Genomic DNA, 781 nt, shown 5'->3' with positions numbered 1-781 from the left:
CGAACTGAATGGTGTGCCCTGCCTGGCGCTGGACGAAGCCGACGTGGCCAAACAGGCCATCGCCTGCACCCGCAGCTTCGGCCAGACCGTGACCGACCTGGCCGATTTGCGCCAGGCGGTGACAGAATTCGCCGGCCGCGCGGCGGTGAAGCTGCGGCGCCAGGGCAGCCACGCCACGCTGGTGCAGACCTACATCCGCTCCAGCCCGTTTCGGCCGGCACACTACGCGCGGGCGCTGGCCGTGCCCCTCCAGCCCACGGCCGACACGCTTCAGATCGCGGCCGCCGCCCTGCGGGCGCTGGAAGCCATTTACCGCCCGGGGGTCGATTACGCCAAAGCCGGCGTCCTGCTGCTGGGGCTGGAGCCGGCGTCGGAACGCCAGGCCACGCTGCCCTGGGCGCCGACGGCCCCGGCCAGCGCCGGCCAGCGCCACCGGCTGATGCAGACGCTGGACGCTCTCAACGCCCGCTGGGGCCCGGGCACCGTGGCGCTGGGCAGCGCCGCCCTGCGCCGTGCGGCCCCGCCGCGCTGGGCCATGCGCCAGCAGCGCCGCTCGCCGCGCTACACCACCCGCTGGGACGAACTGCTGACCCTGGCCTGAACACAAGCACAGGAGAAGCCACGTACACCATGACCGCGATAAGCCGAGGCAAGAAAAAAGCACCTGGGCGGACCGCACAGGTGCTTGATTCGTATGGTGGGTCGTGCGTGACTCGAACACGCGACCTACGGATTAAAAGTCCGCTGCTCTACCAACTGAGCTAACGACCCCACCGGAAAC

Annotated in this window: 1 protein-coding gene and 1 tRNA gene; one reads left to right on the top strand and one right to left on the bottom strand. The window is 70.2% G+C overall.

Annotated features, from left to right (window positions below; genetic code table 11):
- On the top strand, positions 1–601 hold a 601-nt coding region (locus tag HA630_RS00465; RefSeq protein ID WP_166832019.1), incomplete at its 5' end, for a DUF4113 domain-containing protein.
- 94 nt (positions 602–695) lie between these two features.
- Here HA630_RS00465 and HA630_RS00460 read toward each other — a convergent pair.
- A tRNA-Lys gene (locus HA630_RS00460) sits at positions 696–771 on the bottom strand.
- Positions 772–781 lie beyond the last annotated feature (10 nt).

The organism is Aquabacterium sp. A08 (assembly GCF_011742065.1).
The sequence above is the reverse complement of the archived record's forward strand: the minus strand, read 5'-3'. Positions and strand labels throughout refer to the sequence as shown.